Source organism: Tistlia sp., from assembly GCF_040905785.1.
Taxonomy (GTDB): Bacteria; Pseudomonadota; Alphaproteobacteria; order Kiloniellales; family DSM-21159; genus Tistlia.
Window position 1 is genome coordinate 113,094 of the sequence record NZ_JBBDQW010000045.1, and the last position, 11,416, is coordinate 124,509.

Consider the following 11,416-nt stretch of genomic DNA (forward strand, 5'->3'; position numbering starts at 1 on the left):
GTCTGGGGGCTTCGGGGGGTGACGCCCGCCGGCTGGAAACCGGCCCAGCCTCCCCGCGGAGCTGGCGAAGCGGGCCGGTTCTGGCTGCCGCCACTGCCGGCCGGCAGGCGGCGATCGTCGGGTCCCTCGATTCGGCGCGCCTGGGCGGCGCAGGCCGGGGAGACCCTGTCGTCTAGCCCGGCCAGCGCTTCCTTCAGCTGGTCGCCGGGCGAAACCTTCTGGGCCGGCGCGCCGCTTCCGCCGCCGGCGGAGGTCAGGATGCTGACCGCCGTCGCGGCCACCGTGCCGGCGACCGAGCAGCCGCCGAGCGAGAGGAGGGCCGAGACGAGCAGCACGAGGGGCAGCGTCCGTTCCATGGCCGCAGGATGCCCGAAGCCGACCACGGCGTCGCGGTCGCAGACGGACAGGTCGCGGCGATCATGGGTAGCACGGAAGGATGGCCGGCCGGTCGCCCCCCGCTCGGCGATCGCGCGCTCAATCGATCGCGATCAGGGCGGCGCCGACGCGGCGCTCCTCGGCCATCAGGACGTTGTAGGTGCGCGCCGCGGCGCCGGTGTCCATCGGCTCCAGGACCGGCCCGCGGGCGCGCACCGCCTCCCGGAGGCTCTTGGCCGGCCGCAGCAGGCGCGGCCCGCAGCCCAGCAGCAGCACGTCGAGGCCCGCCGCCAGCAACGGCTCCAGGCTCTCGACTGTGAGCTCCTCGAAACAAGTCACAGGCCAAGCCACGGCGACCTCCGGCGTCACCAGCACCGAGCCCTCGAAGACGCGGCCGGTGACCCTGAATCGGCCTGCGCCGTAGCGCTCGACCAGCTGCCGGCCCTCGGCGATGTGCGGGGTGATGTCCATGGCGTCCAACCTGAGGCGGGGCGCCGGCGCGTGCAAGGGCCGGCCGAAGCGCGGCGCGCCCCGCTCAGGGTCGAGCGGCTTCCTCCTCGGTGCTCGCCATGTCCGTGCGGCGCAGGCCGAAGTAGATCAGCAGCGGCACCGCGATGCCGACCGACGAGAAGGTGCCGATCAGCACACCCCAGATCAGCCCGGCCGTGAAGCCGCGGATCACCTCGCCGCCGAAGACGTAGAGCGAGACCAGGGCGAGCAGCGTCGTGCCCGAGGTCAGGACGGTGCGCGTCAGGGTGTGGTTGAGCGCCGTGTTGAGCAGCTGCGGCAGCGCCATCTTCTTGTACTTGCGCAGGTCCTCGCGGATCCGGTCGAAGATCACCACCGTGTCGTTGATCGAGTAGCCGGCGATGGTCAACACGGCCGCCAGGGTCGCCAGGTTGAACTCGATCTGGGTCACCGAGAAGAAGCCGATCGTGGCGATCACGTCGTGGACCAGCGCGATCAGCGCGGCCGCGGCGAAGTGCCACTCGAAGCGGAACCAGATGTAGGCGGCAATGCCCAGCAGGGCCAGCACGGTCGCCAGCGCCCCGGCCTCGCGCAGCTCGTCGCCGACCTTCGGGCCGACAAACTCGACGCGCCGGTACTCCTGGGCGACGTCGCTGAGCGCGGCGCGGATGGTCTCGATCAACGGCTGGGTCTCGGCCGCGGTCTCGCCCTGGGACGGCAGGTTGATCAGCACGTCGTCGGGTTCGCCGAAGGCCTGGATGGTGGCGCCGTCGATGCCGAGGCCGGAGATGCGGTCGCGCAGGTTGGCGATGTCGGCCGGCCCCTTGGTCTGGACCTCCATCAGAATGCCGCCGCGGAAATCGACGCCGAAGTTCAGCCCCTGGAGTGCGACGGAACCGACCGAGACGGCCAGCAGCAGGGCCGAGAAGACCAGGAAGAAGGCCCGCTTGCCGATGAAGTCGAGACCCAGGTTGGCGGGTACGCGCTTGATGAGAGCCACTGGCCGCTGTTCCTAGATTGCGAGTTCTTTGGGGCGCCGGCGGCGCAGCCAGGCGACGACCAGCAGACGCGACACCATGATCGCGGTGAACATCGAGGTGACCAGGCCGATCATCAGCGTCACCGCGAAGCCCTTGATCGGGCCGGTGCCGAACTGGAACAGCAGCATGGCGGCGATCAACGTCGTCAGGTTGGAGTCGATGATCGTGGTCATGGCGCGCCGATAGCCGGCATCGATCGCCATGACCGGTCCGCGGCCGAGGCGCTGCTCCTCGCGGATGCGCTCGAAGACCAGCACGTTGGCGTCGACGGCCATGCCGATGGTCAGCACGATGCCGGCGATGCCGGGCAGCGTCAGGGTCGCCTGCAGCCCCGACAGCACCGCCAGGATCAGGATCAGGTTGGTGACCAGGGCGACGTTGGCAAAGACGCCGAACAGCCCGTAGACCGCGGCCATGAAGATCACGACGAAGGCCATGCCTAGCAGGGCCGCGATCTCGCCGGCGCGGATCGAGTCGGCGCCGAGGCCCGGGCCGACGGTACGCTCCTCGAGCAGCGCCAGCGGCGCCGGCAGCGCGCCGGCGCGCAGCAGCAGCGCCAGGTCCTGGGCGCTCTCGACAGTGAAGTTGCCGCTGATCACGCCGCTGCCGCCGAGGATCGGCTCTCGGATCACCGGCGCCGAGATGATCTTCTCGTCGAGCACGATGGCGAAGAGCTCGCCGACGTTCTCGCTGGTCGCCTGGCCGAAGCGCTGGGCGCCGACCGAATCGAAGCGGAAGGAGACGACCGGCTGGCCATCCTGGAAGGTGCTCTGCGCATCGACCAGGTTGTCGCCGCTGATCATGACGCGCTTGCGCACCACGTACTGCCGCGTCGAGCCGCTCGCCAGTCGCTCGTCGGAGGGCAGCACCTCGGCGCCGGCCGGGATCGAATCGAGGCCGGGGGTCACGTCGCTGAGCACGAAGCGGAAGCTCAGCTTCGCGGTCTTGCCGATGACGTCCTTGGCGCGCTCCGGGTCGTCGATGCCCGGCAGCTGGATCAGGATGCGCTCGTCGCCCTGGCGCTGGATCGAGGGCTCGCGCGTGCCGGTCTCGTCGATGCGCCGGCGGATCACTTCGATGGCCTGCTGCACGACGTGGTCGCGGCGCTCCTCGACCGCGCGCTCGGTCAGCTCGATGCGCCCGGCGCCGTCCTCGCCGAGCCGCAGGCTGGCGCCGGTCGCCAGCGGCACCAGGCGCTCGCGCGCGGCCTCGAGCTGCCCGGGGTCGCGGATTCGGAAGACGATAGCGTTCTCGGCCGGCTGCGCCGCCAGGCCGGTGTAGCCGATGCGCGCCTCGCGCAGGTCGACGCGCACGGCGTCGACGAGGTTCTCGAGCTGCTCCTCGAAGACCGAATTGAGGTCGACCTCATAGAGCAGGTAGGCGCCGCCCTGCAGGTCGAGCCCGAGGTTGACCTGCTGGCTCGGCAGCCAGGAGGGCGCCTCCTCCAGGTCCTCGCGCGGGATGAAGTTGGGCAGCGCGAAGGCGAGGCCGAGCAGGACGACCGCCAGGACGACGAACAGCTGCCAGCGCGAAAGATGGACCATGGATCGACGACCGTCCCAGGAATTGCCCGGCTCGAAAGCCGGGCGTCAGCTTCAGTTCTTCTTGCCGTCCTCGAGGTCGGCCGTCTCCTCGGCCTCGTCCTCCTCGGGCACCGCCCTCTCGGCCTTGCGGCGGGCTGCGACGTCGCTGCGCGAGACCACCGAGGAGACCATCTGGCGGACCACCTTGGCCTTGACGCCCGGCGCGATCTCGACCTCGAGCTCCTCGTCCATGACGCGCGCCACGGTGCCGATCAGGCCGCCGGAGGTGACGACGCGGTCGCCGCGCTTAAGCTCGGAGACCAGCTTGCGGTGCTCCTTCATCTTCTTCTGCTGCGGACGGATCAGCAGGAAGTAGAAGACGACGAAGATCAGGACGAGCGGCAGGATGGTGACCAGCATGCCGCCCTCGGGAGAGGCCGCACTCTGCGCGTAGGCCGGAGAAATCAGCATGGCGACGTCGGGTCCCTTGTTCTGCTCGGGGCGGCGTGCGGCGGACGCACCTTGCGCTCGCGGCCGCCGGGGCCGAGGGCGCAAGCCCCATGGAAAGACGCGGCGGACTATAGCCGCGCCTTGCCGAATTGCAACGATAGCCGCGCGCCGGCCGACGCTGCCCCGGGCGAGAGGGGGTCGCGGCTCTTCGCCCGCGCGTTGACGCCCTCCGGTGCCTCGCCTAGCTTCCGCGCGACCCCGGCGGCCCGACCCCGGCGACATCCCGAGACTCCTGCCGAGAGGCCCGATGAGCAACGACCAGCCTGCCGACCCCCACGACCCGGCCGCGCGCCAGGACGTCCCGCAGCTGCTGGCGCGCATCGCCGCGGCGCTCGAGCGGCTGGCGCCGGCGCAGGCGGCGCCGGTCGACCTGGCCGGCCACGCGGTCTTCGTCTGGGCCGCCGAGCGCGACCGGCTCGACCCGGTGCCCGACGTCAACCGGGTGCCGCTGGAGCTGCTCAAGGGCATCGAGCGCCAGCGCGACACGCTGTTCGCCAACACCCAGCGCTTCGCCCGCGGCCTGCCGGCCAACAACGCCCTGCTCTGGGGCGCGCGCGGCACCGGCAAGTCCTCGCTGGTCAAGGCGGTGCACGCCGCGGTCAACGAGGCGGCTCCCGAGGGCGAGTATCCGCCGCTGGCGCTGGTCGAGATCCACCGCGAGGACCTGCCGTCCCTGCCCCGCCTGCTGACCGACCTCAGGGGCTCGGAGCGGCGCTTCCTGCTGTTCTGCGACGACCTCTCCTTCGACCAGGAGGACGCCAGCTACAAGTCGCTTAAGGCGGTGCTGGAGGGCGGCGTCGAGGGCCGGCCGAGGAACGTCGTCTTCTACGCGACCTCGAACCGTCGCCACCTTATGGCGCGCGACATGATCGACAACGAGCGCTCGACCGCCATCAACCCCTCCGAGGCGGTCGAGGAGAAGGTCTCGCTGTCGGACCGCTTCGGTCTCTGGCTCGGCTTCCACAACACCGACCAGCCGACCTTCTTCTCGATGGTCGAGGGCTATGCCCGGCGCTACGGCCTGGACATCCCGCTCGAGCAGCTTCACGCCGAGGCCAAGGAGTGGTCGGTGACGCGCGGCTCGCGCTCGGGCCGGGTCGCCTGGCAGTACGTCCAGGACCTCGCCGGCCGCCTCGGCCGCACGCTCGAGTAGCGACGCCCGCAGGCAAGCCGGAACCGGGCGGGGCAAGCGGAGGAGGTTGCCAAGCCGCCGCCGCCGTCGAGGGAAACCCTCCGGCGCTTGGAGCGTTGCAGGGCGATGCCGCTTTCCGACTGGCTCTCCGGCCAGCCCCTGTCCCTCCTCGCTCTCGGATTCCTCGCCTGCGCCCTGGTCATCGGCGTGGTCGGCGTGCGCCTGACCCGCGAGGCCGAGCGCTTCGCCTACGTCTCCGGCCTCGGACAGGCGGCAACGGGAGCGGTCGTCCTCGGCGCCATCACCTCGCTGCCGGGCATGGCGACCTCCTTCACCGCCGCCGCCGGCGGCCATCCGGACCTGGCGGTCTCGAACGCGCTCGGCGGCATCGCGGCGCAGACCCTGTTCCTGGTCGCGGCCGACGTCGCCTACCGCAAGACCAACCTGGAGTATGCCGCCGCCGAGGAGGCCAACCTCAGCCAGGCGGTGGTGCTGATCGCGCTCCTGGTGCTGCCGATCCTGGCGATGGCCGGGCCCGACCTGCATCTGGGCTCCGCCGGCACCCTGGCGGTCCATCCGGTGACGCCGCTGCTGATCGCCGGCTACCTCGCCGGGCTGCGCCTGACCGCCGGCTCGCACCGCCGCCCCCAGTGGCAGCCGGTGCTGGCCCCGGCGGCCGACAGCGAGAAGAGGCCCGAGCGGCCGCGGCGCGGCGAGCTCGTCGCCCTGGTGCTGCGCTTGGTGGCGATGGGCGCCGTGGTCGGCCTGATGGGCTGGCTGCTGTCCGGCCTCGCGGTCGCCGCGACCACGCGCACCGGCCTGTCGGAGACCGCCGCCGGCTCGACCTTCACCGCGATCGCGACGTCGCTGCCCGAGCTGGTCACCGCCCTGGCGGCGATCCGCCGCGGCGCCCTCGGCCTGGCGGTCGGCGACATCCTCGGCGGCAATGCCTTCGACGTGCTGTTCGTGGCGGGCTCGGACCTGCTCTACGTCGAGGGCTCGCTCTACCACGCGGTCGAGCCGCGTCAGATCTTCCTGGTCGCTCTCTCGATCTTCATGGTCGCGCTGCTGCTGCTCGGCCTGCTGCGGCGCGAGAAGCACGGCATCGGCAACATCGGGTTCGAGAGCGTCATGATCCTGCTCGCCTATTTCGCCGGCATGGCGCTGCTGATCGCGGGGTAGCGGCCGCTCAGAGCGGAATCAGGCCCGAGAAGGAGAGGTAGGCGATCAGGCCCGCCGAGGCCGCGGTCAGCAGGTAGCCGGCGATCACCCAGTTGCCGTCGGTGGTGGTGACGCCGACCGCCAGCACCGCGACGGTCAGCGCCGGCGCGGTCACGGCGAAGGGCAAGAGCGCCGCCGGATAGAACAGCAGGGCGTTGAAGATCGCCGCCAGCGCGATCGCGTAGCGCGCCGGGCCGTGCACCAGATAGGTGCGGCGCGGCCGGATGAAGCGGTCGATCACGCGCAGCTTCGGCTCGGCCCATTCGACGCCCTTGACCAGCGGCTCGCGCTTGAAGGAGAAGCCCGTCAGCTTGCGCGGCAGCCACGGCTTGCGGCGCCCGAACAGCACCTGCACCGCGATCAGGGCGACGACGCTGCCGGTGACGATCGAAATGCCCGGAATCGCGCCGACCACCGGCAGGGCCGCGATCAGGCTCGGCACCAGCAGCAGCGGCCCGAAGGCCTGCATGCCGACGGCCTCGAGCAGCTCGCCGAATTCGACCTTCTCGCCCTCGGTGTTGTCGACCAGCTGCTGCACGAGGTCGTGCAGGGACTCGGCCTCCGACTCGCCGCCCTTCTTGCTGTCGATCCCGGTCATTCAGCTCTCCGCGTCGGCCAGCAGGGCGGCGTTGCCGCCCGAGGCGGTGGTGTCGACCGACACGCAGCGCTCGACCGCGAAGCGCACCGGCTCGTCGCCGGGGTGGACGATCGGCAGGATCGCCCCGGACCGGGCCGCCGCGACCCGGCGCAGGCGCGCGGCCGTCGACCGCGGTGCCGCGACCGCCAGCGCGGCCAGGCCGGGCAGCGCGGCGACCGACTCCAGGGCCTCCGCATCGGGAAGTGCCACCACGGCGAACGGGCTCGGGCCCTTGCCGGCGAGGATCCCGGCGAAACGGCGCGCGCGTGCCGCCTCGGCCCCCGCTCCGGACTCCGCCTCCGGCAGCGCCAGCAGCGTCGGGTTGCCGAAGGCGAGCGCGCGGGCGACCAGCGCCCAGGCCTCGCCCGGCTCGCCGCCCTCGGCGAAGACCACGGCGAGCGGGCCGCGGCTGGCGAGGCGCAGGGTGTTGCGCTCGCCGGTCGGGCCGGGCAGCTCGACCATGAGGTCGACGAGCGGCGCGCAGCCGGCCAGCGCCCGGCGGACCGCCTCGCGTGAGGCCGGCGCGTCCTCCAGCGCAAGCTCGGCGGCGCGGCGCAGCCTGTCGACGCGGTCCGCCAGGTGGCGCCAGCCGCCCTGGCCCTCGCGCAGCGGCTCGAAGGCCCCGACCAGTGCCTCGGACGGCTTCGGCGCGCTCTCTGGCGCGCTCTCCAATTCGCGGACCGGCTCCAGGACCGGCTGCAGCCCAGCGTCCGCACCCGCCGCGGCCTTCATGAAACGGCGCAGGTAGAAGGGGCCGCCGGCCTTCGGCCCGGTACCCGACAGGCCCTCGCCGCCGAAGGGCTGCACGCCGACCACGGCGCCGATCTGGTTGCGGTTGACGTAGAGGTTGCCGACGTGGGCGCGGGCGACGATCGCCTCGACCCGGTCCTCGATCCGCGAGTGCACGCCCAGCGTCAGGCCGTAGCCCTGCTCGTTGATCCGCTCCACCAGACTCTCCAGCTCCTCGGCCTTGTAGGTCGCGACATGGACGACCGGCCCGAACACCTCGCGCTCGAGCTGCTCGATGCCGTCCAGGCGAAAGGCACAGGGCGCGACGAAGGTTCCTGCCGCCGCGACCTCGGGGTCCAGCGGCGCGCGGGCGATCAGCCGCCCCTCGGCCTCGAGCGCGCGGCAGTGCGCCTCGATGTCGTCCTGGGCCTCGGCGTCGATGACCGGCCCGACGTCGACCGGCAACGCCCAGGGGTTGCCGACCGAGAGCTCGGCCATGGCGCCGCCCAGCATCGCCAGCACGGGCTCGGCGACGTCCTCCTGCAGGCACAGCAGTCGCAGCGCCGAGCAGCGCTGGCCGGCGCTCTGGAAGCCCGAGGCGACGATGTCGCGCACCGCCTGCTCGGGCAGGGCCGTCGAGTCGACGATCATGCAGTTGAGCCCGCCGGTCTCGGCGATCAGCGGCGCCTCGGCCTTGCCGGCGCCGGCCAGGGCCCGGTGGATCGCCTGGGCCGTCGCGGTCGAGCCGGTAAAGCAGACTCCGGCGGTGCGGGGGTCGGCGACCAGGACGCCGCCGACCGCGGCACCCTCGCCCGGCAGCAGCTGCAGCGCCGCCGCCGGCACCCCGGCCTCGTGCAGCAGCTCGACCGCGCGCGTCGCCATCAGCGGCGTCTGCTCGGCCGGCTTGGCGAGCACGGCGTTGCCGGCGCCGAGCGCGGCGGCGATCTGCCCCGTGAAGATCGCCAGCGGAAAGTTCCAGGGCGAGATGCAGACGAAGGCGCCGCGCGGTGCGAGGCCGGGATCCTCGGTCGCGAGCCGCTCGGCCTCGTTGGCGTAGTAGCGCAGGAAGTCGACGGCCTCGCGGACTTCCGCGATCGCGTCGAAGCGCGACTTGCCGGCCTCCCGGCTGGCCAGGGCGAAGAGCTCCGGCGCGTTGTCCTCGTAGAGGTCCGCGCCCCGGCGCAGCGCCTCGGCGCGCGCGCTGGCGCCGCGCCGGCTCCAGTCCTCGAAGCCCGCGCCGGCGGCGGCCAGGGCCGCCTCGACCGTGGCGGCCTCGGCGTCGAGCGCGTGGCCGACAAGGTCGGCGTGGTCTGCAGGGTTGCGGCGCTCCTGCCCCTCCCCCCGCTTCCGGCTCTCGCTGTCCGGACCGGCGACCAGGGGGCGGCCCTGCCAGCGGTGGCTGCGGAAGGGCGTCATCGCGGCCTCCAGCGCGGCCAGGGCATCGGCATCGGCGAGGTTCCAGCCACGCGCGTTGGGGCGCTGCTCGCCGTAGATCCAGGCCGGTGCCGGGATCGCGGGGTTCGGCACCCCGCCCTGGCGCTCGAGCTGGTCGAGGGGATCGGGCACGACCTCGCGCGGCGGCACCGCGGGATCGAGGATGCGGTGCACGAAGGAGGAATTGGCGCCGTTCTCCAGCAGGCGGCGCACCAGGTAGGCCAACAGGTCTCGGTGCTCGCCGACCGGCGCGTAGATCCGGCACAGCCGCCCGGTCCGCGCCACGACCCGCTCGTGCAGCGCCTCGCCCATGCCGTGCAGGCGCTGGAACTCGAAGGCCGGCTCGCCCGCCTGCGCCTCGGCCAGCTCGAGAATCGCCTGGACCGTGTGGGCGTTGTGCGTGGCGAACTGCGGGTAGAGCCGCTGCGCGGCCTCGAGCAGCTTGCGCGCGCAGGCCAGGTAGGAGACGTCGGTCGCCGCCTTGCGGGTGAAGACCGGATAGCCCTCCAGCCCCTGGACCTGGGCGAGCTTGATCTCGCTGTCCCAGTAGGCGCCCTTGACCAGGCGCACCATGAAGCGGCGCCTGTGGGTGGCGGCCAGCGCGTCGAGCCAGTCGATCACCGCCGGCGCGCGCTTCTGGTAGGCCTGGACGACGATGCCGAAGCCCTGCCAGTCGCGCAGGTCGGGGCTGGCGGCGATCGCCTCGATCACGTCGAGCGAGAGGTCCAGGCGGTCGGCCTCCTCGGCGTCGAGGCTGAGGCCGATGCCGGCGTTGCGGGCGAGCTGGCAGAGCGCCGCGACGCGCGGCACCAGCTCGTCGCGCACCCGCTCCGGCTTGGCGAACTCGTAGCGCGGGTGCAGCGCCGAGAGCTTGACCGAGATGCCGGGGTTGGCGCGCGGGTCCTCGCCCGCCGAGGCGGCGCCGATCGCGGCGATGGCGGCGGCGTAGGAGCGGAAGTAGCGCCGGGCGTCGGCGGCCGTGCGCGCGGCCTCGCCGAGCATGTCGAAGGAGTAGCTGTAGCCCTTGGCGAGCAGCGGCTTGCCGCGCTCCAGGGCCTCCTCGATGGTCTCGCCGAGCACGAACTGGCGGCCCAGCACCTTCATCGCCTGCAGCACCGCGTTGCGCACGACCGGCTCGGAGAGGCGCTTGACCAGGCGGCGCAGCACGCCGGTCAGCTCCTGGCGGCTGGCATCCTCGTCGAGGATGCGGCCGGTCAGCATCAGCCCCCAGGCCGAGGCGTTGACCAGTGCCGAGCCCGAGCGGCCGATGTGACGGTCCCATTGGCCGGGCGCGATCTTGTCCTCGATCAGCTCGTCCATGGTCTCGGCGTCGGGCACACGCAGCAGCGCCTCGGCCAGGCACATGAGCGCGATGCCCTCCTTGGTCGAGAGGCCGTACTCGGCCAGGAAGGCCTCCAGCATGCCGGGTCGCTGGTCGTCGCGGATCTCGGCGACCAGCGCCGCCGCCCGCTCGACCGCGCGCTCGCGCCCGGCGCGGTCGAGGCCGAGCGAGGCGGAGAGCTCGGCGAGGCAGCCCGCCTCCTCCGCGAGGTAGAGCCCGCGGATCCGGGCGCGGGCCGCCGCGAGGGCGTCGGCCGACTGCAGGTCGGGAGAGGCGAGCGGCATGGGCAATCCCTGGGAGCGCGAGGAGACGGGAGACACAATCTGCCAGAAAGCCGGCAGCCCTTGGTTCTTTTGTCTGGCCACCCGCCCGGCCGATCGCCTAGCGTTTGGTCATGTAGCAGGAAAAGAGACTGCCATGCCCGTACAGAGCGAGGCCCTTTCCCGGATCGACCGGCGCATCCTCGCCGAGCTGCAGCGCGACGGCCGCCAGTCCCTGGTCGCCCTGGCCCGGCGGGTCGGGCTGACCAAGACCCCGCTCGCCGAGCGGGTGCGCAAGCTGGAGCGCGCCGGCTACATCCGCGGCTACGCCGCCCTGCTCGACCCCGACCGGCTCGGCGCCGGCCATGTCGCCCTGGTCCAGGTGACGCTGGAGCGCACGACGACGGACGTGCTCGAGGCCTTCAACGAGGCGGTCCGCCGGATCCCCCAGGTGCAGTCCTGCCACATGGTCGCCGGCGCCTTCGACTACCTGCTCAAGGTCCGCAGCCGCGACATCGCCGAGTACCGCGCCCTGCTCGGCGAGGCCCTCTCGACCCTGCCCGGCGTCCAGCAGACCCACACCTTCGCCGTCATGGAGACGGTCAAGGACGAGCCCTTCGTGGCGGTCGAGGAAGACTAGGTGCAGGGCTCGCGGCGGACGTAGGCGTGCCCCCGGCACTGCCGGTGCGCCCACGCCCCTCGACAGAAGCTATGGGGCTGGCGACGAGGCGGTAGCATCCTCGTG

General features: G+C 72.4%; 10 protein-coding genes. 3 read left to right on the forward strand and 7 right to left on the reverse strand.

Going from position 1 to position 11,416, the window contains the following annotated elements:
• The 5 genes from WD341_RS11120 to yajC all read right to left on the reverse strand — a co-directional run.
• Positions 1-356 (reverse strand): hypothetical protein (locus WD341_RS11120; protein WP_368425520.1); only part of this gene is annotated, 356 nt, incomplete at its 3' end.
• Between the two features lie 118 nt (positions 357-474).
• Positions 475-846, reverse strand: a complete 372-nt coding sequence (locus tag WD341_RS11125) for an Mth938-like domain-containing protein (RefSeq protein WP_368425521.1) — start codon at positions 844-846, stop codon at positions 475-477.
• A 64-nt stretch (positions 847-910) separates the two neighbouring features.
• Positions 911-1,843: a protein translocase subunit SecF gene (gene secF / locus WD341_RS11130; protein ID WP_368425522.1), complete on the reverse strand. Its 933-nt coding sequence runs from the start codon at positions 1,841-1,843 to the stop codon at positions 911-913.
• Between the two features lie 12 nt (positions 1,844-1,855).
• Entirely contained in the window at positions 1,856-3,427 is a 1,572-nt protein-coding gene (gene secD / locus WD341_RS11135) for a protein translocase subunit SecD (protein ID WP_368425523.1), read from the reverse strand.
• Positions 3,428-3,478: 51 nt separating this feature from the next.
• Positions 3,479-3,877 carry a preprotein translocase subunit YajC gene (gene yajC, locus WD341_RS11140; RefSeq protein ID WP_368425524.1) on the reverse strand — a complete coding sequence of 133 codons (399 nt, stop codon included), beginning with the start codon at positions 3,875-3,877 and terminating at the stop codon, positions 3,479-3,481.
• 286 nt (positions 3,878-4,163) lie between these two features.
• Here yajC and WD341_RS11145 point away from each other — a divergent pair, with 286 nt between their 5' ends.
• Both WD341_RS11145 and WD341_RS11150 read left to right on the forward strand, forming a co-directional pair.
• Positions 4,164-5,069: an ATP-binding protein gene (locus WD341_RS11145; protein ID WP_368425525.1), complete on the forward strand. Its 906-nt coding sequence runs from the start codon at positions 4,164-4,166 to the stop codon at positions 5,067-5,069.
• A gap of 105 nt (positions 5,070-5,174) precedes the next feature.
• The gene (locus WD341_RS11150; RefSeq protein WP_368425526.1) at positions 5,175-6,230 is read left to right on the forward strand and encodes a sodium:calcium antiporter; all 1,056 of its coding nucleotides are present in this window, start codon (positions 5,175-5,177) and stop codon (positions 6,228-6,230) included.
• 7 nt (positions 6,231-6,237) lie between these two features.
• Here the strand turns inward: WD341_RS11150 and WD341_RS11155 are convergent, their stop codons facing one another.
• Together WD341_RS11155 and putA are read right to left on the reverse strand one after the other, a co-directional pair.
• Entirely contained in the window at positions 6,238-6,867 is a 630-nt protein-coding gene (locus tag WD341_RS11155; RefSeq protein WP_368425527.1) for an exopolysaccharide biosynthesis protein, read from the reverse strand.
• The gene (gene putA, locus WD341_RS11160) at positions 6,868-10,695 is read right to left on the reverse strand and encodes a bifunctional proline dehydrogenase/L-glutamate gamma-semialdehyde dehydrogenase PutA (RefSeq protein WP_368425528.1); all 3,828 of its coding nucleotides are present in this window, start codon (positions 10,693-10,695) and stop codon (positions 6,868-6,870) included.
• 133 nt (positions 10,696-10,828) lie between these two features.
• On the opposite strand from putA, the gene WD341_RS11165 reads away from it, so the two are divergent.
• On the forward strand, positions 10,829-11,311 hold the full coding sequence (locus WD341_RS11165) for an Lrp/AsnC ligand binding domain-containing protein (protein ID WP_368425529.1): 483 nt from the start codon (positions 10,829-10,831) through the stop codon (positions 11,309-11,311).
• Positions 11,312-11,416 lie beyond the last annotated feature (105 nt).